This is a genomic window from Hymenobacter rigui, assembly GCF_003944715.1.
Taxonomy (GTDB): domain Bacteria; phylum Bacteroidota; class Bacteroidia; order Cytophagales; family Hymenobacteraceae; genus Hymenobacter; species Hymenobacter rigui.
On the sequence record NZ_RWIT01000014.1, the window covers coordinates 29,562 to 55,424 of the forward strand.

At 61.5% G+C, this 25,863-nt stretch carries 22 protein-coding genes, 1 tRNA gene and 1 pseudogene; 16 read left to right on the forward strand and 8 right to left on the reverse strand.

Going from position 1 to position 25,863, the window contains the following annotated elements:
• Positions 1 to 29 precede the first annotated feature (29 nt).
• Together EI291_RS23555 and ruvC are read right to left on the reverse strand one after the other, a co-directional pair.
• A pseudogene (locus EI291_RS23555) lies at positions 30 to 161 on the reverse strand (KTSC domain-containing protein); the annotation flags it as partial.
• A gap of 649 nt (positions 162 to 810) precedes the next feature.
• Positions 811 to 1,449, reverse strand: coding sequence for a crossover junction endodeoxyribonuclease RuvC (gene ruvC / locus EI291_RS18425; protein ID WP_125423507.1), 639 nt, complete (start codon positions 1,447 to 1,449; stop codon positions 811 to 813).
• A 140-nt stretch (positions 1,450 to 1,589) separates the two neighbouring features.
• On the opposite strand from ruvC, the gene EI291_RS18430 reads away from it, so the two are divergent.
• From EI291_RS18430 to EI291_RS18455, 6 genes are all read left to right on the forward strand, one after another.
• Positions 1,590 to 2,633: a lysylphosphatidylglycerol synthase transmembrane domain-containing protein gene (locus tag EI291_RS18430; RefSeq protein WP_240635594.1), complete on the forward strand. Its 1,044-nt coding sequence runs from the start codon at positions 1,590 to 1,592 to the stop codon at positions 2,631 to 2,633.
• Complete coding sequence (locus EI291_RS18435; protein WP_125423513.1) at positions 2,630 to 3,808, forward strand: glycosyltransferase; 1,179 nt, start codon at positions 2,630 to 2,632, stop codon at positions 3,806 to 3,808. Before EI291_RS18430 ends, EI291_RS18435 begins: the two co-directional genes overlap by 4 nt.
• A gap of 95 nt (positions 3,809 to 3,903) precedes the next feature.
• Complete coding sequence (locus tag EI291_RS18440) at positions 3,904 to 4,446, forward strand: c-type cytochrome (protein WP_240635595.1); 543 nt, start codon at positions 3,904 to 3,906, stop codon at positions 4,444 to 4,446.
• Positions 4,447 to 4,498: 52 nt separating this feature from the next.
• Positions 4,499 to 4,756, forward strand: a complete 258-nt coding sequence (locus EI291_RS18445; protein ID WP_125423516.1) for an ArsR family transcriptional regulator — start codon at positions 4,499 to 4,501, stop codon at positions 4,754 to 4,756.
• A gap of 5 nt (positions 4,757 to 4,761) precedes the next feature.
• Positions 4,762 to 5,934 (forward strand): ABC transporter permease, encoded by a 1,173-nt coding sequence (locus tag EI291_RS18450; RefSeq protein WP_240635596.1) that lies wholly within the window; start codon positions 4,762 to 4,764, stop codon positions 5,932 to 5,934.
• A 100-nt stretch (positions 5,935 to 6,034) separates the two neighbouring features.
• Positions 6,035 to 7,267 carry a PP2C family protein-serine/threonine phosphatase gene (locus EI291_RS18455; protein ID WP_125423519.1) on the forward strand — a complete coding sequence of 411 codons (1,233 nt, stop codon included), beginning with the start codon at positions 6,035 to 6,037 and terminating at the stop codon, positions 7,265 to 7,267.
• 83 nt (positions 7,268 to 7,350) lie between these two features.
• Here the strand turns inward: EI291_RS18455 and EI291_RS18460 are convergent, their stop codons facing one another.
• Entirely contained in the window at positions 7,351 to 8,802 is a 1,452-nt protein-coding gene (locus tag EI291_RS18460; RefSeq protein WP_125423522.1) for an O-antigen ligase family protein, read from the reverse strand.
• On the reverse strand, positions 8,799 to 9,881 hold the full coding sequence (locus tag EI291_RS18465) for a GumC domain-containing protein (protein ID WP_125423524.1): 1,083 nt from the start codon (positions 9,879 to 9,881) through the stop codon (positions 8,799 to 8,801). Before EI291_RS18465 ends, EI291_RS18460 begins: the two co-directional genes overlap by 4 nt.
• Positions 9,882 to 10,115: 234 nt before the next feature.
• Between EI291_RS18465 and EI291_RS18470 the strand changes: the two genes are divergently transcribed.
• From EI291_RS18470 to EI291_RS18515, 10 genes are all read left to right on the forward strand, one after another.
• Positions 10,116 to 11,528, forward strand: a complete 1,413-nt coding sequence (locus EI291_RS18470) for an oligosaccharide flippase family protein (RefSeq protein WP_170172716.1) — start codon at positions 10,116 to 10,118, stop codon at positions 11,526 to 11,528.
• Between the two features lie 48 nt (positions 11,529 to 11,576).
• Positions 11,577 to 12,707: a glycosyltransferase family 4 protein gene (locus EI291_RS18475; protein WP_125423531.1), complete on the forward strand. Its 1,131-nt coding sequence runs from the start codon at positions 11,577 to 11,579 to the stop codon at positions 12,705 to 12,707.
• A 107-nt stretch (positions 12,708 to 12,814) separates the two neighbouring features.
• Positions 12,815 to 13,444: a polysaccharide deacetylase family protein gene (locus tag EI291_RS18480; protein WP_240635597.1), complete on the forward strand. Its 630-nt coding sequence runs from the start codon at positions 12,815 to 12,817 to the stop codon at positions 13,442 to 13,444.
• Between the two features lie 3 nt (positions 13,445 to 13,447).
• The gene (locus tag EI291_RS18485; RefSeq protein ID WP_125423534.1) at positions 13,448 to 14,548 is read left to right on the forward strand and encodes a glycosyltransferase; all 1,101 of its coding nucleotides are present in this window, start codon (positions 13,448 to 13,450) and stop codon (positions 14,546 to 14,548) included.
• A gap of 234 nt (positions 14,549 to 14,782) precedes the next feature.
• Entirely contained in the window at positions 14,783 to 17,056 is a 2,274-nt protein-coding gene (locus tag EI291_RS18490) for a glycoside hydrolase family 3 C-terminal domain-containing protein (protein WP_125423536.1), read from the forward strand.
• Between the two features lie 276 nt (positions 17,057 to 17,332).
• Positions 17,333 to 18,118, forward strand: a complete 786-nt coding sequence (locus tag EI291_RS18495) for a TatD family hydrolase (protein ID WP_125423539.1) — start codon at positions 17,333 to 17,335, stop codon at positions 18,116 to 18,118.
• Positions 18,119 to 18,319: 201 nt separating this feature from the next.
• Positions 18,320 to 19,369: an asparaginase gene (locus tag EI291_RS18500; protein WP_240635598.1), complete on the forward strand. Its 1,050-nt coding sequence runs from the start codon at positions 18,320 to 18,322 to the stop codon at positions 19,367 to 19,369.
• Between the two features lie 69 nt (positions 19,370 to 19,438).
• Positions 19,439 to 19,526 (forward strand) — tRNA-Ser (locus tag EI291_RS18505).
• A 75-nt stretch (positions 19,527 to 19,601) separates the two neighbouring features.
• Positions 19,602 to 20,147, forward strand: a complete 546-nt coding sequence (locus tag EI291_RS18510) for a hypothetical protein (protein WP_125423546.1) — start codon at positions 19,602 to 19,604, stop codon at positions 20,145 to 20,147.
• A gap of 58 nt (positions 20,148 to 20,205) precedes the next feature.
• Entirely contained in the window at positions 20,206 to 20,910 is a 705-nt protein-coding gene (locus EI291_RS18515; protein WP_125423549.1) for a RibD family protein, read from the forward strand.
• A 79-nt stretch (positions 20,911 to 20,989) separates the two neighbouring features.
• Here EI291_RS18515 and EI291_RS18520 read toward each other — a convergent pair whose 3' ends face one another.
• The 4 genes from EI291_RS18520 to EI291_RS18535 are packed head-to-tail and all read right to left on the reverse strand — an operon-like array spanning position 20,990 to position 25,768.
• A complete protein-coding gene (locus EI291_RS18520) occupies positions 20,990 to 22,042 on the reverse strand; it encodes a UDP-glucose--hexose-1-phosphate uridylyltransferase (RefSeq protein WP_125423552.1) in 1,053 nt (350 codons plus the stop codon).
• A gap of 27 nt (positions 22,043 to 22,069) precedes the next feature.
• Positions 22,070 to 23,251, reverse strand: coding sequence for a galactokinase (galK, locus tag EI291_RS18525; RefSeq protein WP_125423555.1), 1,182 nt, complete (start codon positions 23,249 to 23,251; stop codon positions 22,070 to 22,072).
• A 40-nt stretch (positions 23,252 to 23,291) separates the two neighbouring features.
• On the reverse strand, positions 23,292 to 24,479 hold the full coding sequence (locus EI291_RS18530) for a DUF4861 family protein (RefSeq protein WP_125423558.1): 1,188 nt from the start codon (positions 24,477 to 24,479) through the stop codon (positions 23,292 to 23,294).
• Positions 24,480 to 24,529: 50 nt separating this feature from the next.
• Positions 24,530 to 25,768 (reverse strand): DUF2264 domain-containing protein, encoded by a 1,239-nt coding sequence (locus EI291_RS18535; protein WP_125423561.1) that lies wholly within the window; start codon positions 25,766 to 25,768, stop codon positions 24,530 to 24,532.
• Positions 25,769 to 25,863 lie beyond the last annotated feature (95 nt).

The following is a 25,863-nucleotide window of genomic DNA, read 5'->3' on the forward strand; positions in this document are numbered from 1 at the left end:
GAGCTTGTTGGGTATAGTTGCAGCAGGGCCGCGTGAATAGCAGCGGGCACGCCCGTGTAGCGCACCAGTCCGCCGTGGCGGTACTCAATTTCCAGCGTCTGCGTGGCGGCCTCGTAGCCCACGGCTTTCAGGGAAGTAGAACGAACAGGGCGGCGCTGCATGGATAGAGTTGATTATATACAGGAAATCTACAAAATAGATGAGTCTGTGGCCAAGAGAGGGAATAGCGCCTTTACAAGGTTTCGGAAATAACTCCGATTATGATAAGCGAATAAGCTTGATTCTGCCTATTGAAAATTCAATTCATTGCAAGGCAAAGGTCGTTTCGCAACTCGGAAACTCTCTAGCTTAATAGCAAGTGGTAGTAGTCCTTCCCTGCTTATAGTAGATGACTTTACTTAACACCAAAACTCCCTTTGCAGTGGGGATAAAAGTTTTTGTTATAGAGTCAACGGCCTCTCCGTTGCGAGGGTAAAAGTAGCGCTCTGTGAACTGTATACTACTCCGACTAATACGGTATGTCCCGTGCGTAAATACCTTGCCGTTGCGCTCAGCCAGCTCAAATGAACTACACAGCTGCTTGTTGTTAGTGGCCGATTTGACATTGTCGTCGTGATTGTATTGTTTCTGTAGCTGGATAATGTAGGTGTACTTGCCAAGTGCGAAACGCTGCATCTGCATTTGGGGAGGAGAGAAACTAATTAACAGTAATAAGGCCGCTGCAAAAATGAGAAAGCGCATCTTCAATAGATAAGGGATTTAGGCTGATACCATTAGTCCAATAAGTCAATTTAAGCTAAACAAAACTACTCACGCCGCCGGCTTCTTCCGCGCGGCCGGAGCCTTTTTGCCGGCTACGGGGGCGGCGAGCTTGCCGGGGTTGTCGGCTAGGAACTTGCCCCAGCTTTTGCCGCCGGCTTTCACGTTGTTGCCCTTCTGATAGTGGTGGCACATAGCCACGGCCAGGGCATCGGTGGCGTCCAGGAACTTGGGAGCTTCCTCGATGGGCGGGAGCTTGAGCGTCTGGCGCAGCATGTGGGCCACCTGCTCCTTGCTGGCGTTGCCGGAGCCGGTTACGCTCTGCTTTACCTTGGTGGGTGCGTACTCGACGTACGGAATCTGGCGGGCCAGGCAGGCGGCAATGGCCACGCCCTGGGCCCGGCCCAGCTTGAGCATACTCTGCACGTTCACCCCAAAAAACGGCGCTTCAATGGCCAGCTCATCGGGCAGGTGCTCGTCAATGAGTTCCGTCATGCGCTCAAAAATGCGCTTGAGCTTGAGGGCGTGGTTGGTACCCAGCTTGCGCATATCAATCACGTCGTACTCCAGCATGCGCACCTGCTGGCCCTGCACCTCAATTACGGCGTACCCCATCAGGTTAGTGCCGGGGTCAACGCCCATAATTACTTTGGGCAGCAGCTCGGAGGAAGAGGCGAGGGGCAGAATCATGTTGGTAGCGGTTAGCGAATGGCTATTGGCTGGTAGCTATGAAAAAAAGAAGGGTACTTTCTGTATTCGCTGAAAGCCAGCAACGAATAGCTACCAGCCATAAAGGCTAACTTGCCGAAGTTACGCAACCATCCGCCACTTTGCCTCAGTTGAAGCCTCAAAGCTACGCCCAAACCGCCGAACCATCGGCCCCGGTCCGGTACAAAGGCTGGGTTGTGGCGGGCAAGCTGGCCATTACGCTCCTGACTTTGGGCCTGCTGTGGCACTCCGTGGTGGCCGATGCCGCCACGGCCGCCGCCTGGCGCGGCCTGTTCACGCGCACGTTGGGCGGGCAGGGGCGCGGGGCCGTGCTGGCCGCTCTGCTGCTGATGCCGCTCAACTGGGGGCTGGAAGCCTGGAAATGGTGGTGGCTGGCCCGGCACTTGGAACCGGTATCGTTTCGGCGCAGCTTCCGGGCAGTGCTGGTGGGCCTCACCCTGGGCTTCGTAACCCCTAACCGCGTGGGCGACTACGCCGGCCGCATCATGGAGCTGAAAAGTCGGCGGCTGGATGCGCTGGGAGCCGTATTTCTGGGACGCTACTGCCAGCTGGTAGCCACGGTGGCGGCCGGTACCGTGGGGCTGCTGTATTTCCTGCTGCGGTTTTACCTGCCGGGCTACCCGGCGGCCCAGTTGGGTGTGGTGGTGCTTACCTTGTTGATTAACGTAGGCATTCTGCTGCCTCTGTACCACTCGGAGCTGCTGGTAGCGGCGGTGCAGGCCGTAAAGCCGTTACGACGTTTCAGTCAGTATCTGGCCGTGATGCCCACCTATCCGGCCCCGCTGCTCACCCGCATCCTGCTGATTTCGGGGTTGCGGTACGCGGTGTTCTGCCTGCAGTTTGGGGCGTTGTTGTGGGCTTATGGCGTACAGGCGGCGGTGGGCCCGGCGTTGGCGGCCATTGCGGGTACGTTTCTGCTGAAGTCGTTGGTGCCTTCGCTCAACGCCCTGGCCGATGTGGGCGTGCGGGAGCTGTCGGCCACCCACCTGTTTGGGCTGCTGGGCCAGCCGGTGCTGCCGGTGCTGAGTGCCAGCCTGAGCTTGTGGGTGCTCAATATTGCCGTGCCCAGCGCCATCGGGCTCATTTTTGTGCTTCGGCTGAAGGTGCTGCGCAAGCGCCGGCCGGCTTCCTCGCCGCCGATATGATGAGCGGAATTTTCGGGGCCGGCAGTCTGCTGTTGGTGGCCGGGGGGTACCTGCACCGGATGGCCGGTTTCGGGCGGGCGTGGCGGCAGCTGGTGGCCGAGGCGGAAGACACGCCTGCCGCGGCCGGCCTAACAGCCGAATCCTCAACTGAAAGCCCGGCGTTTTCCGTGCTCATTGCCGCCCGCAACGAAGCCGACAACCTGCCTCACCTGCTCACCGATTTGCTTCGCCAGCAGCCCATTTCGGGTGGGTTCGAGGTGCTCGTCGTCGATGACCACTCCACCGATGACACTGCCCGCGTGGTAGAGCAGCTGGCCGCCACGGCCCCGTTTCCGGTGCGGCTGCTGCGGCTTGCCGCGCAGCCGGGCGCGGCTACCGGCAAGAAAGCCGCCGTGCAGGCCGCCGTGCAGGCCGCCCGCGCCCCCTGGCTGCTGCTTACTGATGCCGACTGCCGGGTGCCTGCCGGGTGGGTGCAGGCCTACGCCCATTGCATTGCCCGTCATCCAGCGGCCCGGTTTATCAGCGGCCCGGTGCTGCTGACGGGACATGGCTGGCTGGCTACGTTGCAGGGCCTGGAGCTGGCCGGGCTGGTAGGAGCGGGGGCCGCCGGCATTGCCCGGCAGCGGCCCACCATGTGCAACGGCGCCAACCTGGCCTACCGCCGCCAGGATTTTTTCGCCGTGCACGGCTTCCGGGGGAACGAGCAGGTAGCCAGCGGCGACGACGAGTTTCTGTTGCACAAGCTGCACGCGGCTTTTCCCGGCAGCATCCGGTTTCTGGCCGATCCGGCCGCCTTGGTAAGCACCCCGGCCCAGCCCACGCTGCGGCAACTGCTGCGGCAGCGGGTGCGCTGGGCCAGTAAGTGGCGGCACTACCAAACCTGGGCGCCGCAGCAGCTGGCCGTACTGGTGCTGCTGGCCAATCTGCTGTTTCCGGTAGGAGCGGGGCTGTGGCTGCTGGGCGTGGTGCCGGGTGGGGTGGTGCTGTTGAGCTGGGCCGCCAAGCTGCTGGGCGATGTGCTGCTGCTGCGGCCGGTACTCCGGTTTCTGCGGCGGCCCCGGTGGCTGTGGTGGGTGCCGGTGCTGCAGGTGGCCTACGCGCCGTACGCGCTGCTCACGGGGCTGGCCGGCCTGCGCGGCAGCTACGAGTGGAAGGGGCGGCAGGTGCGGCCATAATACCCGCCTGCTCATCGGCAAATCAACCCCGGTTTTGCTTGCTATTGTGGAAGTTCGGGCCGTATTTCAATAGGTAATTCATTAGTTGTATCGGTATGAAAAATCTGTTGGAAATCATCATGCCTGCCAGCCTGACGGTGGTGGCTGGGGCCATTGCCATCTGCCTGTTCACTTTGGGTGACCACCTGACCCCGGAGCCGGTAGCCGAGGAAACATCAACCTGCGCCGGGATGGGGCCGCTGGAACCCGTCAGGCAGGCACAACCGCTGCCCCCTGGTGTTGATCCGGCAGCCGTGGCCGTCGGTGATGCTTTATTCAAAGGCAACTGCGCCCAGTGCCACGCCGTGAACGACGTAGTAGTTGGCCCCGCCTTGGGTGGCATCACCAAGCGCCGGCCCATGGCGTGGCTGATTCCGTGGGTGAAAAACTCCAGCAAGTTGGTAGCCAGCGGCGACGAGTATGCCGTGAAGCTGTTCAACCAGTACCAACAGCAACAGATGCCCAGCTTCCAGCTCACCAATGCCGAAATTCAGGCTATCATTTATTACATCAACTCCCAGGAAGGCGTGCCCAAAGCCGCGCCGGTTGCGGTTGATGCGGTAGCCTACGCCCCCTCCGAAACCGTAAGTGGCCAATAGCCTCCCAGGAACCCGCCCGGAGTGCTACCTTTGCCCAAAACCCCTGCTTTCCGTGACTGACGCTGAATTTGATATTCTCGACGAGCTATACTTCGTCACTTCCTTTACCGATCTGAGCCAGAAAACCGGCTTTGCGCCCGCTCTGCTGGAGCGCCACCTGCGCCCGTTGCTGGAGCAAGGGCTGGTGCGCAGCTTCTGGCCCGACCCCGATACCGAGCTTGCCTATGAGGAAAGCTCGTTCGGAGCCATTGTGCGCGACTCCTACTTCCTGGCTTCCAAGGAGGGCCTACTGCAACATAACTCGCGGTAGCAGGCGTGGCTACTACTGTTGCCCCGGTGGCCTCCCCGCAGGCCCGCCCGCCCGGCTACTATGTGCGGCAGCGGCTGCTACGCAATACTCCGGCCATGCTGGGGCTGGGTTTTATCGTGTTATGTACGCTGGTGGCCCTGCTGGGCTACTGGGTGCTGCCCGATAACTCGCCCAACGCCAACAACGGGCTGGTGCAGCTTCAGAAGGAAGCACCCGGCTTCAGCGCCACCCTTCTGCGTCTGCCCGCCGCCGACACTGCCCGCCGGCCCGCTAGCTGGCTGGGCACGTGGTGGCAGGGCCAGCCGGTGCAGTACCGGGAGGTGCCCATCGCCCGCTACCGCATCCAGGGTGATTCGCTTTATACCCAACCCTACCAAAATCACTCAGCCCTGGCCGACAAGCCGCAGGCGTACGCGCTGACGGCCGTAGTAGGCCGCGCTGGGCCGGCGGCCGAGCTGGCCCGGGAAGCAGCTGAAGAGCACATTACGTCCCGCACCTACTGGCTGGGTACCGACAAAGCCGGCCGTGACGAACTGAGCCGCCTGCTGCTGGGCACCCGCGTGAGCCTGGGTATTGGGCTGGTGGCCGTGCTCATTTCCGTGCTGCTGGGCATGCTCATCGGGGCCGTGGCCGGGTACGTGGGTGGTTGGGTCGATAGTTTGCTGCTGGGCCTGATGACGGTGGTGTGGAGCATTCCCGGTATCATGCTGGTTATTGCCATTTCCCTGGCCCTGGACAGCAAAGGCGTCTGGACGTCGTTTGTGGCCGTGGGCCTCACCATGTGGGTGGATGTGGCCCGCGTGGTGCGCGGTCAGATGCTGAGCCTGCGCGAAAAAACCTTTGTGGAGGCTGGCCGCGTGCTGGGCCTGCCCCAAAGCCGCCTGATCTGGCGGCACCTGCTACCTAATATGACGGGGCCACTCATTGTGTTGGCCACCAGTAACTTTGCGGCAGCTATTCTGCTGGAAGCCGGCCTAAGCTTTCTGGGCCTGGGTGTGCAGCCCCCGGCACCCTCCTGGGGCCTGATGGTGAACGAAGGTTTTCAATTATTGGGCACTGAAGCCGGCCTTTGGCTTACTTTGCTGCCGGGACTGGCCATCAGCCTGCTGGTGCTTAGCTTTAACCTGCTGGGCAACGGCCTCCGCGACGCCTACGACCCTAAAACTCCACTTGGATAAGTAAGTGAACGGTGCAATGAATGGGTGGAAGGCTGGATAATGATCCACTACTCACTCATTTAACTATTCACCCATTCGCCCATTCAGCCATTTCACAGCTATGCCAAATACTACCCCCGAAAAGCGTTTGTTTCTGAAAGAGCGGGAGTTGGGTGCGTTACTGGAAATTACCCAGGCCATCAACCACGATCCTACTGAGGCCTCACTCTATAAAATCTTTCAATTTACCCTGCTCGGTCAGCTCAACATCCGGCGGCTGGTACTGTACGTGAAAGAGGAAAACCAGTGGCTGTGTGTAGTTTCTTTTGGAGCAGGGCTGACCGATTTCCGGAAGGTGCCGCTGCCGGACGTTATTCTGGATAACTGCAAAGGGCTGCCGTGCCCACTTACCAGCTATACCGGTCTTAGCAAGGAGTGGCAGCACCTGGAAACCAGCATTCCGGTGGTACGCAACGGCGAGGTACTGGCGTATGTGTTCATCGGGAATGTGCATGAGGATTATGTGAGCGAAGAAGCTACCAAGTTTCTGCAAACGCTCAGTAACATCCTTATCGGAGCCATCCAAAACCGCCGGCTGGCCCAGCAGCGGGTAGCCGATGCGGCCATGCGCAAGGAAATTGAAATTGCACAGGAGGTGCAAACCATGCTGTTTCCGCGCAAGCTGCCCAACGATGCGCACGTGGCCGTGCAGGCCAGCTACGTACCGCACACCGCCGTGGGCGGCGACTATTACGATGTGGTGGACCTGGACGCCGACCGGTTTCTGTTCTGCGTGGCCGACGTATCGGGCAAGGGCGTGGCGGCCTCGCTGCTGATGTCGAACTTCCAGGCCGGGCTGCGCACTCTGCTCCGGCAGCAGGCCGATTTAGCCACGGTAGCGCAGGAGCTCAACAACCTGATTTTCCGCAATGCCGGCGGCGACAAGTTCATTACCGTGTTCTTCGGCCTCTACGACCGGCGTACTCGCCTGCTGGAATACGTGAATGCCGGCCACAACGACCCGCTGCTGATTCCGGACGCCGGGCCCGTGCAGCTCCTGAAGGAAGGCTCCATTATGCTGGGCGTGATGGACGAGCTGCCCATGCTGAAGGTAGGCCGCGTGACGGTGCCGCCCCGCACGATGCTGCTCTCCTATACCGATGGCCTTACGGAAGTGTTCGATGCCGACCACGAGGAGTTTGGCGAGGAAGGCGTGCTGCGCGTACTGCAACACAACCGCTACGCCCCGCTGGCCGTGGTGCACCGGGAGCTGCTCCGCGAAATTGAAGCCTTCAACACCAACGGCACCCGCTTCGCCGACGATGTAACCATCCTGAGCTGCCGGTTTAAGTAGTGAGGTGATGAAATAGTGAAATGGTGAGTTTGACGTTCTGTTTGCGCTACCTGTACGGGTTGAACGTCAGACTCACTATTTCACTATTTCACCACTTCACCTTTCGTCCAGCTGCCCACCCGAATCAGCATAAACAGATTGATAAAGAAGAACGAGCCGATTTTATCCACTTCCACCAGCTCATTCAGCAGCAGGTGAAATACGATGATGATAAAGCTCATTCCGCAGGCCAGCAGCACGTAGCGCGGCTGGGTACCGGGCTCGGTGCGGTGGTACAGCGTTTCGATGGTGATGAGGGCCGCGCACAGCAGCGTGATAAACAGGAGTACCCCCGGAAAGCCCTGTTCCGCCAGCACCAGCAGAAAGTAGTTGTGGGTGGTTGATTTTTCCGGGTTTTCGCTCACGTAGGTGCGGAAGCTGCGCACCGTGTAGCGCTTGTATTCCGGATAAAACGTGCTGGGGCCGCTGCCTACCAGCGGCTTGTCGGCGGCCATGCGGGCTGCCGCTACCCAACGGTACACCCGCTCCATCCCCGATACGTCCTGCAGCTTGTAGGTAGCCTCCAGGTGCTTCTCAAAGTTCTCCCCGTTGAACACGGTCTTCTCGAAGTTGGGAGCGTACAGCATGTAGTTGTTCTGGCTCAGGAAGTACGAAGCCCCGGCCAGCACGGCTACCAAAGCAGCTACCAGCAGCAGCCGCGTCTGGCGCAGGCGCACCACGCCGTAAAACAGTCCCGCCACCGGCAACGACAGCACCGAAGCCCGGGTGTAGGACGTAATCAGGCCAAACAGCAGAATGCACAACGCCACCCACCAGGCCGTTTTTTCCTTGCCGTGGGTGCTCCGGATGCTGTAGAGCGCAAAGGGCAGCAGCAGCGCCAGCACCGTGGCGTAAATTACGTGGTTGCGGTACCAGGGCTGCACCGCCTCATTCACCGACTCGAAGCTGAAGCCGTGGGCCGCGTGTTTGGCCGCCGTGATGAGTACCGTGAGCGAAGCACTGATGGCGTACAGGCCCGCCAGCCGCCAAACATCGGCGGGGCGGCGCACCAGTAGCAGCGTACCCAGCCCGAACGGCACGAGGTACCAGGTTTTAGCCAGCAGATACTTCACGGACTTGGTCGTATCCACTGAAAACGTGGTGGATACCACCGACCACAGCAGCATCAGCAGCAGAATGATAATGAGCGGATGCCGCAGCTCCCGGCCTGGCACATCACCGCGCCGCATGAGTACCGTTGCCAATATGCAGCCCGTGAGTACCAGCAGCAGCGGCTCAGAGGGCACATCCATACTGAGGCCGCCGGGCAGAGGAAGCTCCCGCGAGAAGGCCAGCGTCAGGAACAGCAGGTAATACAGCAGCCGCCACTCCGTAAACACCACCAGCAGGCCCACTACCAGGGCCACGGGTAACAAGGCCACGGGTGTATCCAGTAGTAGCGCCGTAGCACCGCTCAGCAGCAACAACAGCACAAACCCCGCGAAAATGCGCTGGGCCGGATCCTGGGGCAGGAGGGAGGCTAACCGCTGATTCACAGGGCCGTCGAGCCGGCCGGCCGGCGAGTCGAACGCCGCCAGAGCTCCAGCAGCGTAATCACCACAATGGAGAGGGCTAGCGTCAGGAACACTGAGCCCGCCACAATCAGCCAGCGGATGGGCTTGCTTTTCTTGGTGGCCGGATACGCCTTCTGCACCAGATACAGCGAGGACAGCTTTCCTTTCAGGGCAACGTCGGCCGTTTCAAAGTCGCCGCGGGCCTTTACCAAGCGGGTCTGCAGGTCGGTCATGCGGGCCGAGAACAGGTTCAGCGAGTCCACGCCCCGGGTGTAGTCTTCCAGGTTGATGACGTTGCCTTCCTCGGAGCGGGTGAGGCCCCGCAGCGCCCGGCGCAGACCGGCGGCTTTGCCTCCGTCACCTTCCCCTTCGGCCTGCCGCAGCTCCGATTCTACCTTGATAATTTCCCGGGCCAGGTAACGCGACTGTTGCTCCAGCCCATAAATGCCGTAGTGTCGGCGGGCCTGAATCAGCTTTTGCCGCGACGTTTCAAATTCCTTGTTCAGAAACTGGTACCGCTGCTGGTAGATGCCCAGCACGTTGCGGCGGTTCTCCAGCGTCAGCTGCTGGTTCACGGAGTCGATTACCTGCACCAGGGCATTGGCAATGCGGGCGGCCAGCTGCTTGTCCTCGTCAAAGAAAGTCAGTTCAATGGCATCCCGCTCGTTGTGTACAATATCCAGGTTGGAGCTGAATTTGCGCAGGGCGGCATCATCGGCGGCATCGTCGCCGGCAGCTCCCGTGCCGTAATGCGCATGCAGGTTAAAGCGCTTGATAATCAGCTCGGCTACCGGCTGCGACTCGCCGATGGTGATGACCCGGTCCAGGTCTTCGGTGCGGCCGCCCAGCTCCAGCTTACTGCCCTCAGTGGCAATCCGGTCGGGGTCGGTGGTCTGAGGGTTCGTAGGGAAGAAGACGGCCGTTGATTTATAGACGTTGGGCAGCAGCAGGGCAACCACTACGCTCACTACCAGTGCCAGCACCAGGGCCAGGCCAACAAGTTTTTTCCAACGGTTAATGATAGGCCACAGGCCCAGGAGGGAATAGGACGGCTCCGACATGCTGCAAATAGGGCCGCGCGACCGGAAAGTGGAAAGGTCAGACGTCGGCGGCAGGCAAATATAGAGGAAAAACGCCCGCGTCCGGCCCCTTTTTCCGATGCTGCACCCGCAGTCTTTTCCGTAGTTTTACGCTTCTGCGGCCGGGCAATGCGGCTCTGGCACCTTGCCGTTGGCTTCTTTTCGACATCCTTACTTTCCCATCGTATCAAACGCTTCCTCGGAAACATCAGCTTTGTGGTACTGCTCAACCTGCTGGTAAAACCCGGCTGGGTGGTGCTGGAGAATGTGGTGCAGGACCGCATTGGGCACGAGCAGTTTGGCACGTTCACGGCTATTCTTACCCTGGCTACCATAGTGGCCGCCATTTCCGACCTCGGTACCACTCAGCTTACCACCAAGCGGCTGGCGGCGGCCCCGGGCTTTTTTACCGATTTCTTCCCGACGCTGCTGCCGCTCCGGGCCGGACTGGGCATTGGGTTTCTGCTCCTGACAATGGTGGCCGGCTGGCTGCTGGGCTACCGCGGGCACTGGCTGGTGCTGCTGGCCATAACGGCTGCCGGCCTGCTCCTGACGCAGTACACGCTGTTTTTGCGGGGGGTACTGCAGGCTCATCAGCGCTTCAATACCGATGCTGTGCTGTCGGTACTGGAGCGGCTGCTGCTGCTGGGGCTGGTGCTGGCGCTACTGCCCGTAGGCCTTTCCCTCGACCGGTACGTGGGCGCACGTACCGTGGCCGTGCTGTTCACCTTCCTGTTGCTGGTGGTGCTCATCCGGCGGCTGTACGGGCGAGTGGCCCTGCGGCCCCGCTGGACGCAGGCCCGGCATCTCCTGCTGGAAAGTCTGCCGCTGGCCTTCATCACGCTGGTGTACGGCCTCAACGAGCGGATTGACATGCTGATGCTGGAGCGGATAGTTTCGGCCAAAGAGGCCAGCTACTACGCCGCGGCTTACCGTTGGGTAGATGCCGTGATGATGTATCTGTGGACGGTGCTGCCGCTGTTTTTTGCCCGTTTTGCCTTTGCCACCGGCCGCACCCAGGAGCAACAGGACCTGCTGTGGTTCGGGCAGCGCGTGGTAACGGTACCGCTGCTGCTGGTGGTGGGGTTTGGACTGTTTCGGGGGGAGCTGCTGTTCTTTCAGTTCAAGCATAGCACCCCCGCCGAGCTGCTACGCATGACTCAGTGCCTGCAGGTACTGTTTCTGAACGTGCTGGTGCACGCCTTCTTCGCCATTTACAGCACCCTACTCACCAGCACCGACCACGAAAAACCAGTTTCCTGGCTGGTAACGGGGAGTATTGTGCTCAACACCGGCCTGAACTTCCTGCTAATGCCGCGCTACGGGGCGCTGGCCGGTGCCTTCAACACGCTGCTGTGCGCCGTATTTGTATCCATCGGGTATGTGTGGCTGGTGCCGCGCCGCACAGGCGTGCAACTGCCATGGGGCGTGCTGGGGCGGCTGGCCCTGGCATTTGTGGGGCTGTGCGGGGGCTGGTATCTACTGCGCACCTACGCCGGGCTGCCGTGGTGGCTGGAAACCGGTATAGCGGGTATCTGGCTGTTGCTGCTGATATTCGCGCTGGGCGTTGTAAGCGTATCCGAGCTGAAAGCCCTGCGAACGAAAAGTCACGGTGCAACGCAGGAATAACGTATTAAGCAGATATCATTCACCCTTTGCCTCTCATTCTTCATCACCGTGCATATAGCTGTCAACGTCCGCTTTCTGTTGCCCGGCGACAAGCTGGAGGGCATTGGGCGCTTCACGTTTGAAACGCTGCGCCGGATGGTGCAGCAGCAGCCGGAGCACACGTTTCATTTTCTGTTTGACCGGGCGTTTGACGAGCGGTATCTGTTCGGGCCGAACGTGGTGCCGCACGTGCTACAGCCCCCGGCCCGGCATCCGCTGCTGTGGGTAGCCTGGTTTGAAGGCGCCGTGGCCCGCTGGCTGCGTAAGCACCGCCCGGCCGTATTTCTGAGTCCCGACGGCTATACCACTCTGCGCACCCGCGTGCCCCGCGTGACGGTGTTGCATGATCTGGCGTTTGAGCATTTTCCGCAGGATGTGGACCGATTGGTGCTGCGCTACTACCGGTATTTTACGCCCCGCTTCGCCAACGCTTCTGCACGGCTGGTGGCCGTTTCGGAAGCTACGCGGCGGGATATTGTGCAGACGTATGGCATCCCGGAAGAGAAAATAAGCGTGGTGTACAATGCCGTTGATGCGCACTTTCAGCCGCAGCCCCCCACTGTGCAGCAGGCTACCCGGGAGCGGTACGCGGCCGGGAAGGACTATCTTTTGTTTGTGGGCGCGTTGCAGCCGCGCAAAAACCTGGTGAATCTGCTGCGGGCGTTTGATGCGTTCAAAGTCGTTACCAGCTCGCCCGTGAAGCTGCTGGTGGTGGGCCGTACCGCCTGGAAAGCGGGGCCTATTTTCGATGTGTATCAGCAGCTCCGGTACCGGCAGGATGTGCACCTCACCGGCCGCGTTACGGATGCCGAGCTGGTGGAACTGTATGCTGCGGCGCTGGCCACCTGTTACGTACCGTATTTCGAGGGTTTTGGTATTCCGGTTATCGAGGCCCAGACCTGCCATTCGCCCGTTATTACCTCCAACTGCAGCTCCCTGCCCGAAGTGGCCGGCAATGCCGCGCACCTGGTTGATCCATTCTCGGTGGCTTCCATTGCCGAAGGTCTTACGCAGGTGGCCCAGTCGGCGGAATACCGGCAGCAGCTGGTGGAGCAGGGGCAGCGCAACGTACAGCGGTTTTCTTGGGATACCAGCGCCCGGCAGCTGTGGGCGGAAGTGGTGCGGGCGGCCCGGGGGTAGTTTTTAGTTGTCAGTTGTTCGTTGTCAGTTATAAGGAGAAGACCACTCGCAACTGCCAACAATCAATTGATAGCTAACAACGAGCAACTGACAACTAACAACTAAAGATGCACTTACACCGAATGCCTGGCCTGGTGCAGCGGCTGTTTCCGGAATGCGTGTGGCGGCTGCCGGCTGCCGGGCCGCCTACCATTTATCTGACTTTCGACGACGGGCCCATTCCGGAGGAAACACCTTTTGTACTGGAGCAGCTGGCGCGGGTAGGGGCGCACGGCACCTTCTTCTGCGTCGGCGACAATCTGCTGCGGCACCCGGAGGTGGCCCGGCAGGTGCTGGCGGGCGGGCACCGGCTGGCGAACCATACGTTCCATCACATCAGCGGCTGGAGCCATACCCAGGCTGATTATCTGAGAGATGTAGCCCGTTGCCAGGAGGTGCTGTTTCAGCTTCAGCCCGAAGCGCGGCCCTTGTTGCGGCCGCCCTACGGCCGCATCACCCGTGGCCTGGCGCGGCAGCTGCACCATACCCACCAGATTATCATGTGGGATATGCTGACCTGCGACTACGACCCGGATTTTGCCCCCGAAAAGTGCCTGGCTACGGCCATCCGGCTTACCCGGCCCGGCTCCGTGGTGGTGTTTCACGACAGCCTGAAAGCCAGCCGCAACCTGCGCTACGTGCTACCCCGGTACCTAGCGCACTTTGCCGCCCTCGGCTACCACTTCGATAAACTGTAGGGCATGCTGGTAGCGCTGACGCTGTATTTTCTGGGTTGGTTTGGGCTGCTGCTCACGGCTGTTGTGCTGTTTGGCCGCCGCGAGCAGGCTGTGTCTGCGCTGCCGGAGCCATTGCCCCGCGTGAGCATTCTGATAGCTGCCCGCAACGAAGAAGCCGCCATCGGCCGCTGCCTGCAGGCCATCCGGGCGCTGGGGTACCCGCCCGAACTGGTGGAAGTGCTGCTGGGCAACGACGGCTCCACCGACGCCACCGCCCGCGTGGCGGCCGCTGCTATGGCGGGCTACGCCGGCTCGTTCCGCATTATCCCCATCACCGAAACTCTGGGTACGGCCCGAGGCAAGGCCAATGTGCTGGCCCACCTGGCCCGGGCCGCTGCTACCGACTATTTCTGCATCACCGACGCCGATATTGCTGTGCCGCCCACCTGGCTTACCGGCCTGCTGGCCCACGCCGGGCCCGGCATCGGGAGCGTCACGGGCCTGACACTGGTAACCGGGCCCCGGCTGTTCCACCGGTTGCAGGGCCTCGACTGGCTGATGTCGCTGGGGCTGGTGCAGGTGGTTACCGATTTGGGCCGGCCCGTGACGGCCATGGGCAACAACATGCTGGTAACCCGCGCCGCCTACGAGGCCACCGGCGGCTACGAAGCCCTGCCATTTTCCGTCACCGAGGATTTCGAGCTGTTCAAGGCCATTCTGGGCCAGGGCTACGGCTCCCGCAACCTGTTCCGGCCCGAGGTGCTGGCCGAGTCATTGCCGATGTATACCTGGGGCGGGCTGCTGCACCAGCGGCGGCGGTGGCTGCGCGGGGTGGAGCAGCTGCCCGGCTGGCTGCAGGCCTGCCTGGCGCTGTACGGCTCGTTTTACCCGCTGCTGGCCGTATTGGCAGTGGTGGCGGGCTGGCCCTGGGCGCTGGGCGTGTGGGCTGCCAAGCTGGTTCTGCAGGGCTGGCTGGCGGCCAAGTGCTTCCGGCGGGTAGGCCGCCGGCCCCCGCTGGCGCTGTTGCCCCAGTTCGAGCTCTACACAGTAGCCCTAACGGGCAGTCTGGTTATGTTCCGGCTGCTGCCGCTGCGGTTCGATTGGAAAGGCCGGCAGTACCGCTAAAATTTTCATTGTTTTTTATCCGTGCGACGGCTGCACAGTAGAGCCGACGCCCCGCCGTGCCAGGCGCGGTTAAGTGTGATGTAAGCGTATGGCCGCCTGCCACCGCCGCTGGTGAGCTAAGCGAAAAGCGGGTTTTTGGGTGGATTTTGGCCGACTATGGCTCTACATTTGACTACCCGGCAGCCCGGTTTGTGCGGCCCCGGGCCGGTCTTCGCCATCCCCATCCTTCGCTATATGTTTTGTTTCCCTTCCCACCGGGCGGCTTTGCTGGCGGCGGCGCTATTCTGCGCGGCCCCGCTCGTTTCAACTGCTCAGACGCCGGCTCCTGCTGCCAAAAAACCGGCTCTGGCTCCGGGCAACCGCCAGCAGGAACTGCTGGGTAATGAGGCCAAAATTGAGGCCCTGCTGAAAAAGCTGACACTGGAAGAAAAAATATCCATGCTGCACGCCAACTCCGCCTTTGCGGCCGGGGGCATTAAGCGGCTGAATATCCCGGAAATCATGACCTCCGACGGTCCCCACGGGGTGCGCCCCGAGCAGGGCCGGGACTGGAAAGGCGTGAAGAATGCCAACGACGCCGGTACCTACCTGCCGGTGGGCAACGCCCTGGCGTCTACCTGGAACCCCGCGCTGGGCTACACTTTTGGCACCGTGATGGGCAGCGAGGCTGCCGCCCGGGGCAAAGACATCATCCTCGGCCCCGGCATCAACATCATCCGCACGCCCCTCAACGGCCGCAACTTCGAGTATCTGAGCGAAGACCCCTACCTGGTTACAAAAATGGTGGTGGGCTACATCAAGGGCGTGCAGGACCAGGGCGTATCGGCCTGCGTGAAGCACTACGCGGCCAACAATCAGGAGGCCCACCGCAACGACATCGACGTGGAGATGAGCGAGCGGGCCCTGCGCGAGATCTATCTGCCGGGTTTCAAGGCGGCCGTGCAGGAGGCGGGGGTGTACACGCTCATGGGCTCCTACAACAAGTTTCGGGGCACCTACGCCACCGAAAACGCCTACCTGATGAACGACATCCTGAAGGGCGAGTGGGGCTTCAAAGGGCTGGTGATTAGCGACTGGGGCTCGGTGCACGATACCCAGAAGGCTTTGCGCAACGGCACCGACCTGGAAATGGGCACCGACTTGGCCCTCATGTACGGCAGCGTGGACCAGACCGCCACCGGCGCCCAGGCCACCCGCAGCCTCTACGACCGGTTTTTCCTGGCCGATGCCGCCCTGGAAGCCGTGCAAAAGGACAAGAGCCTGGAACCGTTGGTGGACGATAAAGTGCGCCGCATTCTGCGCGTGATGTACAAAACCAGCATGCTAGACGGGGCCAAGCGCAAACCCGGTGCCTACAACACCCCCGAGCACTACGCCACGGCCCTGAAAGTGGCCGAGGAAGGCATTGTGCTGCTCAAAAACGACCAGAACTTCCTGCCCCTCAAAAAGACCACCAAAACCTTCGCCGTCATCGGCGAAAACGCCACCCGCGAGAATGCCATGGGTGGCGGCAGCTCCCAGGTGAAGGCCAAATACGAGGTAACGCCTTTGCAGGGCCTGCAGAAGGCGCTGGGCTCCGGTGCCAACATCACGTATGCGCAGGGCTACAAAATTGCCCGCGACCAGAAAGCCGACCCCCAGCTGATTGCCCAGGCCGTGGCCGCCGCCAAGGCTGCCGATGTGGCCATTGTGGTGGGGGGCTCTACCCACGGCTACGACTACAGCAAGTGGGGCGACAACGCCTACGACGCCGAGGGCTTCGACAAGCCCGACATGAAAATGCCGTTCGGGCAGGACGAGCTGATTAAGGCCGTGGTTGCCGCTAACCCCAACACCGTGGTGGTGCTGCTGGGCGGTGGCATGATGGACGTATCGGCGTGGCAGGGGCAGGTGAAGGGCATTGTGGAAGCCTGGTACCCCGGCATGGAGGGTGGCAACGCCATTGCCCACGTGCTGTTCGGCGACGTGAACCCCTCGGGCAAGCTGCCCATGACCTGGCCCGTGAAGCTGGAAGACTCCCCGGCCCACAAGCTGGGCGAATACCCCAGCACCCCCGGCAACGAGCTGAAGCAAACCTATAAAGAAGACGTGTTTGTCGGCTACCGCTACTTTGATACCTACAACGTAGCGCCCCAGTACGCTTTCGGCCACGGCCTGAGCTACACCAGCTTCGAGTACGGCAAGCTCACGGTGAAGCCCCGCGGCCAGGGCGCCACGGCTACGCTCACGGTGCGCAACACCGGCAAAATGGCCGGGGCTGAAGTAGTGCAGCTCTATGTGCACGACGACCAGGCCAGTCTGAAGCGCCCCGAAAAGGAGCTGAAAGCCTTCGAGAAAGTGTTCCTGAAGCCCGGCGAGTCGAAAACCGTCACCCTCACCCTCGGCCCCGATGCTTTCCGCCTCTATGACGAAGCCAAAAAGCAGTGGGTGTTGGAACCCGGCACCTTCACCCTGCAAGCCGGCAGCTCCTCCCGCGACATCCGTCAGACGGGGACGGTGAAATTGTGAAGTGATGAAAGGTGAATTTGTGAGGTGGTGATAAGGCAATTGTCATTGCGAGGCATGTGGCGCATCAAGCCAGTGTTCGAAGCAATCCTTCCTTCACGAAGCTCCTAACTTTGACCTATTCCAAAGCCCCTGACGCCAACCCGGTCGTCAGGGGCTTTTCTGTTAATGCTTTGCGCGCTGAGAAGGAGGGATTGCGTCGGCTCCGCCTCGCAATGAAAGTTCACAAATTCACCACTTCACAAATTCACCACCGCACTGCTGCCTTACTTTTGTGGTATGCAGTTTTCTGATTCGCACGCCCACGTTTACTCGGAGCAGTTCAAGCCCGACCAGGACGACATGCTCCAGCGCGCCTTTGAGGCCGGGGTAGAAACCATCTTCATGCCCAACATCGACCACGCCAGCATTGATGCCATGCTGGAGGTGGAAGCCAGGTACCCCAACCAGTGTTTCGCCCAGATGGGCCTGCACCCCTGCCACGTCACCCGCCAGTTTGAAAAGCAGCTGTACGAGGTGGAAACCTGGCTCAACCAGCGGCCCTTCGCGGCGGTAGGGGAGTGCGGCATTGATTTGTACTGGGATAAAACCCACCTGGCCGAGCAGCAGGAGGCCCTGCGCATTCAGGTAGCCCTGGCCAAAAAGCACAACCTGCCCTTGGTGCTGCACACCCGCGACGCCTTCCGCGAAGCCGCCGACATTATCACGGCCGAGCAGGATGGCACGCTGCGGGGCGTATTTCACTGCTTTTCCGGTACGCCGGCCGAAGCCGAGGAAGTAATCCGGCTGGGCTTCAAGCTGGGTATTGGCGGGGTGGCCACCTTCAAAAACGGCGGCCTCGATAAAGTGCTGCCGGGTATTGGGCTGGAGCATCTGCTGCTGGAAACCGATGCGCCCTACTTGGCCCCCGTGCCCCACCGCGGCAAGCGCAACGAGCCGGCGTACATTCCGCTGGTGGCCTACCGTCTGGCCGAAATCATGGGCGTTACCGGTGCCGCAGTAGCCGCTGCCACTACCCGCAACACGCTGGAGCTGTTTGGCGAAGCTGACCGCCTGAGGAAGTAAATTCTGCTGTCATGCAGAGGCGCAGCCGAAGCATCTCGGGTGCTGAAGTTGCCAAACTGTTTAGCCACCAGCACCCGAGATGCTTCGTCGCTGCCTGATTCGCAGAATGCTCTACTCAAGTAGCGTCCTGTCTATATAGCCTCGCTCGGAAGGACGTTCTGTTTCGGTTGCTAACTTGCCGCTCCACCCAACCACCTGCTTGTGCCTGCTGTCGAAAACCGCCCCCAGACATCCATTCTCATTATTTATACCGGCGGTACCGTCGGGATGGCCTACAACAAGCGCGGCGAGCTGGTGCCGATGAACTTTGAGCAGATTCGGAAGAAGATGCCGGAGCTGCGCCAGCTCAATATGCAGGTGGACGTAACCAACCTCGGCGACCCCATCGACTCCAGCAATGTAACGGCCCAGGACTGGCTGCGGCTGGCGGCCCTTATCGAGGAAAAGTACGAGCACTACGACGGCTTTGTGGTGTTGCACGGCACCGATACCATGGCCTATTCGGCGGCGGCCCTCAGCTTCCTGCTCGAAAACCTGGGCAAAACGGTGGTGTTCACTGGGGCGCAGGTACCCGTAGGCCGCATCCGCACCGATGCCCGCCGCAACCTGGTAACGGCCCTGGAAATGGCCGCCGCCCGCTGCTCCACGGCCGGCACCGTGCGCGTGCCCGAAGTGTGCCTGTTCTTCAACGACCAGCTCATTCGGGGCAACCGGGCCAAGAAGGTGGAAAGCCAGCAGTACAACGCCTTCCGCAGCGAGAACTACCCGCCCCTGGCCGAAGCCGGTATTGAGCTGGAGTTCAACGACAAGCAGATTCGGCCGCTGCCGGCGGCTCCGCTGCGGGCGCATCAGCAGCTGGAAGAAAACGTGACCATTGTGCACCTGTTTCCGGGCCTGACGGAGCGGATGCTGCGGGCCCAGCTGGAGGCCCCCGGCCTGCGCGGGGCGGTGCTGCTCACCTACGGGGCCGGCAACGCGCCCACGGCCCCGTGGTTTCTGCAGGCGCTACGGGAAGCCACCGGGCGGGGCGTGCTGCTGCTGAACGTAAGCCAGTGCGAGGAAGGCCGCGTGCTGCAGGGTCGCTACGAAACCAGCGCATACCTCACCGAAATGGGCGTACTGGGCGGGGCCGATATTACGGTGGAGGCCGCCATTACCAAGCTCATGTTTGTGCTGGCTCTCAACGAGAAACCCGCCCGCACCCGCGAGCTGCTGCTGCAGGACCTGCGCGGCGAAATCACAATACTATAGGCAAAAGCGCCCGCCGGCTTGCGTATCCCGAAAATCGGGTGTTATTTTGCGCCACTTCCCGCAATACCCAGAGAGGTGTCCGAGTGGTTGAAGGAGCACGCCTGGAAAGTGTGTATGGGTCTAAAGCTCATCGTGGGTTCGAATCCCATCCTCTCTGCAGTTATTAACAAAAAGCCCGTTTGCAAGATGCAAACGGGCTTTTTGTTTACATAAAAAACATTTGATATCCACTATGGATGTTTGGCGCAATGTCTATGATTTTGCTAACGACGCCCCCGTCTTGGCACATGTACTATTTGTGCTTCTCCCTTTAGCTATTCTATTTCTCGGCTGGCGGTATCCCTCTGTAAAATATTCGACGAAGGAGGAAACGACACCGTTTTCTGACGTGGATGTGCGTCCTCCCAGCAGAATGTTAAGCATCATCATCATGTGCTTTGCAGGTATTTGGATATTTATTCTGCTGCCTAACTCAATTATTGAATACACACATACCAAAAGTGTTTACAAGCAGAAGCAGTATAGAACCGTAACAGGTATTGTAACTGACTTCAGCCCCATGCCAGAGGGAGGCCACAAATACGAGACTTTTACCGTAGCTGGAGTACCGTTCAGCTTCTCCGATTTTGAGGTAGCGGACTATGGGTATAATAATGCAGCCTCCCACGGCGGGGTAATACGGGCTGGTTTGCCGGTGCGCATTGCCTATATGGCAAAAAAGGACCGAAATGTCATTTTGATATTGGATACGCTGGCGGCCAAACCGAATAGCAAGTAAAACAGTGCCACTACCGTCGCTGCCACCAAAGGGGCCGTTTTCCCGTTGAATGCCTATTATGAAACGACCCCACGTAATCTGCCACATGATGTCCACGGTGGACGGCAAAATCCTGGCCGCCAACTGGCGGGATAAAACGCTTACCGATACTTACTCCGGCTATTTCGAGAAGTACCACGACACCTTCACCAGTCAGGCCTGGATGTGCGGGCGCGTGACGATGGAGCGCGACTTCTCCGGCGGCGTGCAGCCCGATCTGCAGCCGGCCCCGCATCCCATTGCCCGGGAGCCCTTCATCGGAGATGCCAATGCCACTTCCTTCGCCGTGGCCGTAGATGCGCACGGCAAGCTGGGCTGGGACAGTAACGCCACCGGCGGCGACCATATCGTGGAAGTGCTTACCGAGCAGGTCAGCGACGAGTACCTGTACTACCTGCAGCGCCGGCGCATTTCTTACCTGTTTGCGGGCAAGAAGGAAATTGACTTTGCCTCGGTATTGACGCAATTAGCCGAGTTGTTCCCCATTGAAACCCTGATGCTGGAGGGCGGCGGCCACCTCAACGGCTCTTTGCTCAACGCCGGCCTGATTGACGAGCTGAGCCTGCTGGTGCTGCCCATTGCCGACGGCACGGCGCAGTCGCCCACCACTTTCGAGGTGAGCGACTACCTGAAAAAAGGCCCGGCCACCCGGCTCTACCTGCAGCAGGTGCAGCAGCTGGATAACGACGTGGTGTGGCTGAAATACCGGTTTAAAGCAGAGTAGATGTGTGTTTAGGATGAAATAAAAACGGACCGGGAAATTAATCCCGGTCCGTTTTTGGTGACATACCTAATCAGATAACTTACTGGCGGGCAGATTTGTAGTGCACATCGGGTAGCTCGCGCAGGCGCTGGGCGGCGGCTTCGGGGGTGATGTCGCGCTGGGCGTTGCCGAGCAGCTCGTAGCCCACCATGAACTTGCGTACGGTGGCCGAGCGCAGCAGCGGGGGGTAGAAGTGCAGGTGCAGGTGCCAGGCCGCGTGCTGCTGCCCGTCGGTGGGACGCTGGTGCAGGCCGGCGGAGTAGGGGAAGGAGGTCTGGAACAGGTTGTCGTAGCGGATGGTGAGCTGGCGGACCATGTCGGCCAGTGCGTCCTTTTCCTCGTCCGTGAGCTGGGTCAGGTCCTGCACGTGGCGGCGGGGCAGCACCAGCGTCTCGAAGGGCCACACGGCCCAGTAGGGTACCACCGTCACCCAGTGCGCGTTTGCCAGCACCACGCGCTGCTGCTGCTCCAGCTCCAGGGCCAGGTAATCGGTGAGCAGGCTGCGGCCGTGCTGCTGGAAATACGCCTGCTGCTGCTGGGTTTCCTGGGCCGGCTCGCCGGGCACGGTGCGCTGGGCCCAGATCTGGCCGTGGGGGTGGGGGTTGGAGCAGCCCATCACCTGGCCCTTGTTCTCGAAAATCTGCACGTAGTTGATGTCGGGGCGGGCCCCCAGCTCCCGGAACTGCTGGGTCCACACGTCCACCACCCCGCGAATGGCCTCCGGGCTCATTTCGGGCAGGGTTAAATCGTGGCGGGGGGAGAAGCAGATAACCCGGCCCACGCCCGATTCGGCCTCGGCCCGCAGCAGCCCGCCAATGTTGACCTCGCCCACGGGCGTGTCGGGCAGCAGGGCAGCAAAGTCGTTGTCGAAGACAAAGGTGCCAGAGTAATTGGGGTTTACCTCGCCGTTGGCGCGCACGTTGCCGGGGCAGAGGTAGCAGGTGGGGTCGTGGGCGGGGCGGGGGGCCTCGTCGGTGGCTTCCTGCTGGCCCTGCCAGGGGCGCCTGGAGCGGTGCGGGGACACCAGCAGCCACTCGCCGGTAAGGGGGTTGTAGCGGCGGTGCGGGTGTTCGGTCAGATCAAAATCAGCCACGGCAAACAGGAAAAAGCAAGTCAGAAATTAAGCGCCTACGGTTACGGGCACGGCACTTACGCCGGCCACAATGTGGGCGTGGTAGGTTTCCAGCGGCCGGCCGTATTGAGCCGTGAAGTGCCGGGATACTTCGGCTACGAAATCCTCCACGTGCTCGGGAGCCACCAGATTAATGGTGCAGCCCCCGAAGCCGCCGCCCATCATGCGCGAGCCGAACACGCCGGGCAGGCCGCGGGCGGCTTCCACCAGTACGTCCAGCTCGGGGCAGCTTACTTCGTAGTCGTCGCGCAGTCCGGCGTGGGAGGCGTACATCTGCTGACCGAATGCCGTGAGGTCGCCGGCGTTCAGGTAGTCGCAGGCGCGCAGCACCCGCTCGTTTTCCTCAATCACATAGCGGCAGCGGCGGTAGGTTAGCTCGTCCATCTCCTGCTGATGGGCCTGCAGCTGGGCCAGTGTTACGTCGCGCAGGGTTTGGATGGTGGGATAGTACCGGCGCAGCACCGCCACACCCCGCTCGCACTGGCTGCGGCGCACGTTGTACTCCGAGTCGGCGAGGTTGTGCTTTACGCCGGAGTTGCACAGCACCACCTGGGCGGCCTGGGTATCGAAGGGGAAGTACACGTATTCCAGCGAGCGGCAGTCGAGGCGCACTACCTGGCCGGCCCGGCTCATGATGCTGGCAAACTGGTCCATGAGCCCGCACAGCACGCCGGCAAACTCGTGCTCGGCCTTCTGGGCCAGCTGGGCCAGCTGTAGTGAGTTTAGTCCGTAGTTGTGCAGCTGGTTCAGCGCGTAGGCCAGCCCACACTCCACGGCCGCCGACGACGACAGACCCGCGCCCATCGGAATGGTGCCGCCAAATACGCAGTCAAAACCCTGAACGGCTAGGCCGCGCTTCTGAAACTGCGCCGCCACACCCAGTAGGTAGTTGGCCCATTGCACCGGACCGGGCGCGAGCGGCTCGGCGGTCAGCTCCACCTCGTGGTGCTCCTGCTTGTCGTAAGAAGCCAGCCGGATGCGGCCCAGGTTGTTGGGGGCCACGGCGAAGAAAATTTCCTTGTTGATGGCGGCGGGCAGCACGAAGCCACCGTTGTAATCCGTGTGCTCCCCGATGAGGTTGACGCGGCCGGGGGCGCGCACCAGCAGGGCGGCATCGTGGCCGAAGGCATCGGTGAAGGCGCTGGCAATGGCGTGAACAAGGGCTGGCATAAGCAGAAAAAGAAAAAAGAGGGAAAATCTGCGCGGCAGCTTAGTTTACGGAAACCGTAAGCGGGGAGGCCAGGCAGGTAGCAAAATGGGAGAGATAGGCGTCCCAGGCTTCGGGCGAGGCAAACTGCCCGCTTTTCTGCCAGCCAAACCCGGCGTAAAACACCATGCGGTCGGCTTTGGGGCGCGTGATGAGGTAGAGCTGGTTCTGGTCTTTCTGGGCGGCGCGGTGGTCCTGGTAGCTGGTGAGGTAGCCGGGGGCCACCACCACGCCGGTGCCCAGGTAGGAGTCGTCGATTTTCTCCCAGTAGCGGGCCCAGCCGGCTTTGGGGTCTGCCTGTACTTGACCCTTCTGCTCGTGCAGGGTGAGGCCCACGGTGAGGTTGGGCAGGGGCTGATCGGCCGATACGTGCTCCTCGTAGCGGGTGAGGTTGGAGCCCAAGTCCAGGCTGATGCGCTTGGTTTCCGTCACGCGGCGGCCGTTGGCGTTCCAGGGTGCATACGTCAGCTCAAACACCGTGCGGATGGGTCCCAGGGCCAGCACTTTGTAGCCCGTGAAGTTGCGCGACACGTAGAGCTTATCCCCGTCGAGTACGCCGGTGCCGCCGGTGCCGCGGCTGCTGCCCACGTGATAGGGGTCGTAGCCCTCCCCGGTGTCGGTGTGGTAGGCGAAGGGCTTTTCGTGCACGTGGCGGCCGTACCACTTATCAATGATGGGGTAGGACACGCGCTTCAGCCAGCAGTCCATGCCACTGCTAAGCGTGCCGTTGGGGTCTTTGCGGTCGTAGAGGTCCTGGGCGTTGGGGCCGTAGGTACGGAAGGCCACCCGGTCGTTTTCCCAGGCAAAGTCATCGGTACGCTCCGGTACGAAGCGGGCGAAGGTGGTAAGGGTGGGCGAGGCAGGAGGGGGCGTACCGGCCGTAAGCACAAACCGGCGGATACCCTTGGCCGGAACATCCGTCTGAAACAGCAGCTCCTCGGGCTGGCCGTCGGCGTTCAGATCCAGCCACTGGCTGACCAGCACCGCGCCGCTTTGGGCATCCTTCACCACCAGCCCGTTGGGCCCCAGCTTCTGCAGGGCCTTAGAGAGCTGGCGCACAGGCACACTCACGGTTTCCTGCGTGCGGGCCGCCGGGAGGCGGTTGCGCACCGTGACGGTTTGCTGCTCCGGGGTCGGGAGGGCCCCCAGCAGCAGGGCGGTAAAAGGAAGCAGCAGCGCAGAAATGTTCATTGAAAAAGCAGCGTAGCGCCGGCCATCAGGCGGCCGGGCGGGGGTGGGAGCTAGAGGGCGTGGTCGGTTTTGACATTCTGGCCCGACCAGATGCGCTGGGCCGTCCAGGGCTGGGCCGGGCTGCTCCAGAAGGCATCGGCGGCGGGCAGGCCTAGGGGCAGAAAGGCCGTGGTGCACAGGTACAGGCTGCCCGTGGAAATGTACTGCTCGCCGATGCCTGGCTGGTGCCCGCACAGGCCAATCTGCAGCCAGCCCTTGGCATCAAAAGTGCCCTTAGCTTCCAGCGTGCGGCGAATAACGGCCGTGAGGGCGTTGCGCACCTGCCCGGCCGGCAACTCCGCGGGCAGCAACTGCTGCAACGACGCCTGGGCCAGGTGCTGAAAGGCCCCGCAACGGTAGGCTAGGGAGCGGCCGAAGGCGGCAAACGAGCCATCGGGGGCAATAAGGCGCTCCTGCACGGCGGCATAGCGCCGGGCCCGGGCCTGCAGCTTTTCCAGTAGTTCCTTGTTCTCCTTGCCTGCGGCCACCAGCGCGCCCACCACATCCAGCAGCATGGGCTGAATCACGTAGCTATTGTAGTAGTCCCAATGGTAGTCGGGCCCGTCGCCGTAGGTACCGTCGCCTTTGTACCAAGTTTGGTGCTCTTTGATGGCGTAATCCATCCGCATTAGGTCGGCACTGCCGGTAAACCGGAGCAGCGCGGCCTCAATCATGGCGCTGAACAGCAGCCAGTTGCTGTAGTAGGGCTTGATGACGCGGGTGCTTTGCAGGGCCGTCGTGAACTGTTGCTTAGTGGCAGTGGGCAGTTTTTCCCAGAGCTGGTTGGGGGCCCGCAGCAGGGCGTGGGCCAGGAAGGCGGCATCCACCACCGGCTGCCCGCCCTGGGTGAAGTTCATGAAGTCGGCGGCCTGCGGGTTCACGGCGTTGGCAATGGCCTGACGGGCCAGCTCGGCGCAGCGTTGCTGCGCGGCCCGTTCCGCGGCTGGCGCAGCAGTCAGCTCTAGCCAGGGGGCCAGTCCGGCCAGGGTACGGCCCAGCGCCTCCAGGTGTGTTACCTGGCGACGGTCGGCTTCGTGGCCGGGGGTGGCCGCCACGGGCATGGTGGCCCGCAGCTGGTTGCGGGCGGTGGCCGCCAGCACCGGCTCGGCCACCCGCAGCAGGGTGTTCACCCAGTAGCTTCGGTCGGTGGGCGTGGCGGTGGGTACGGCTGCCGCGGCCGAAACGGCGGCCGGCAGTGCCAGCACCGAAACCCCGGCTCCCAGGCCCGTCAGAAATGAACGTCGTTGCATGCGTGTTGAGCTGACCAGTGCACCCCTGCTCTACCGCGCAGGAAAATCAACTGCAATAGTAGGCAGCGCCCTTTCCCAGGCCGGGGGGGATATCG

What these genes read in the sequence shown, in the direction of transcription:
- galK (WP_125423555.1), bottom strand. Translation starts at nt 23,251, where the DNA reads ATGCCAGCCCTTGTTCACGCCATTGCCAGCGCCTTCACCGATGCCTTC.
- EI291_RS18490 (WP_125423536.1), top strand. Translation starts at nt 14,783, where the DNA reads ATGTTTTGTTTCCCTTCCCACCGGGCGGCTTTGCTGGCGGCGGCGCTA.
- EI291_RS18465 (WP_125423524.1), bottom strand. Translation starts at nt 9,881, where the DNA reads ATGTCGGAGCCGTCCTATTCCCTCCTGGGCCTGTGGCCTATCATTAAC.
- EI291_RS18530 (WP_125423558.1), bottom strand. Translation starts at nt 24,479, where the DNA reads ATGAACATTTCTGCGCTGCTGCTTCCTTTTACCGCCCTGCTGCTGGGG.
- EI291_RS18440 (WP_240635595.1), top strand. Translation starts at nt 3,904, where the DNA reads ATGAAAAATCTGTTGGAAATCATCATGCCTGCCAGCCTGACGGTGGTG.
- EI291_RS18495 (WP_125423539.1), top strand. Translation starts at nt 17,333, where the DNA reads ATGCAGTTTTCTGATTCGCACGCCCACGTTTACTCGGAGCAGTTCAAG.
- EI291_RS18515 (WP_125423549.1), top strand. Translation starts at nt 20,206, where the DNA reads ATGAAACGACCCCACGTAATCTGCCACATGATGTCCACGGTGGACGGC.
- EI291_RS18455 (WP_125423519.1), top strand. Translation starts at nt 6,035, where the DNA reads ATGCCAAATACTACCCCCGAAAAGCGTTTGTTTCTGAAAGAGCGGGAG.
- EI291_RS18485 (WP_125423534.1), top strand. Translation starts at nt 13,448, where the DNA reads ATGCTGGTAGCGCTGACGCTGTATTTTCTGGGTTGGTTTGGGCTGCTG.
- EI291_RS18510 (WP_125423546.1), top strand. Translation starts at nt 19,602, where the DNA reads ATGGATGTTTGGCGCAATGTCTATGATTTTGCTAACGACGCCCCCGTC.
- EI291_RS18435 (WP_125423513.1), top strand. Translation starts at nt 2,630, where the DNA reads ATGATGAGCGGAATTTTCGGGGCCGGCAGTCTGCTGTTGGTGGCCGGG.
- ruvC (WP_125423507.1), bottom strand. Translation starts at nt 1,449, where the DNA reads ATGATTCTGCCCCTCGCCTCTTCCTCCGAGCTGCTGCCCAAAGTAATT.
- EI291_RS18480 (WP_240635597.1), top strand. Translation starts at nt 12,815, where the DNA reads ATGCACTTACACCGAATGCCTGGCCTGGTGCAGCGGCTGTTTCCGGAA.
- EI291_RS18535 (WP_125423561.1), bottom strand. Translation starts at nt 25,768, where the DNA reads ATGCAACGACGTTCATTTCTGACGGGCCTGGGAGCCGGGGTTTCGGTG.